Raw genomic sequence first — 643 nt, forward strand, 5'->3', positions numbered from 1 at the left:
GGTCTCGACCCACTACATGGATGAAGCCGAACGTTGTCACGAGATCGCCTACATCGCCTACGGCCATCTGCTCGCGCACGGCACGGTGGAGGAGGTGATCGCGAAATCCGCGCTCTCGACCTACACTGTAACCGGCGAGGACCTCAACGAGCTCGCGGCTGCGCTCACCGGCAAGCCAGGCGTGGACATGGTGGCGCCGTTCGGCACCTCGCTGCACGTCTCGGGGCGCGACGTTGCCGCGCTCGAAGCCAGCATCGCACCGTGGCGCGAGCGAAGCGGCCTGCACTGGCAGAAGTCGCATCCCTCGCTGGAAGACGTGTTCATCGAACTGATGAGCCGGTCCAAGGACAATTTCCAATGAGCGCCGTCGATCATCCGGCTCCCGCACATGAAATCCGCGAGCGCTTCGGCTTCCTGCGGCGCTCCTATGCGATGCTGATCAAGGAGTTCATCCAGCTGAGGCGCGATCGCGTCTCGTTCGCGATGATCGTGATGCTGCCGGTGATGCAGCTCATGCTGTTCGGCTACGCCATCAACACCACGCCGCACCATCTGCCGAGCGCCGTGCTGCTCCAGGAGGACTCCGATCTCGCCCGCTCGATCCTGAAGGCGCTGGAGAACACCGCCTATTTCCGCTTCCTCT

General features: G+C 63.3%; 1 protein-coding gene and 1 pseudogene. Both read left to right on the forward strand.

Annotated features, from left to right (window positions below):
- A partial coding sequence (locus AC1D00_RS44170) for an ATP-binding cassette domain-containing protein (RefSeq protein ID WP_477015084.1) occupies nt 1-361 on the forward strand: 361 nt, incomplete at its 5' end.
- A pseudogene (locus tag AC1D00_RS44175) lies at nt 358-643 on the forward strand (ABC transporter permease); the annotation flags it as partial. The gene AC1D00_RS44170 and the pseudogene AC1D00_RS44175, both read left to right, overlap by 4 nt.

It is taken from the genome of Bradyrhizobium sp. P2_E8 (assembly GCF_056403875.1).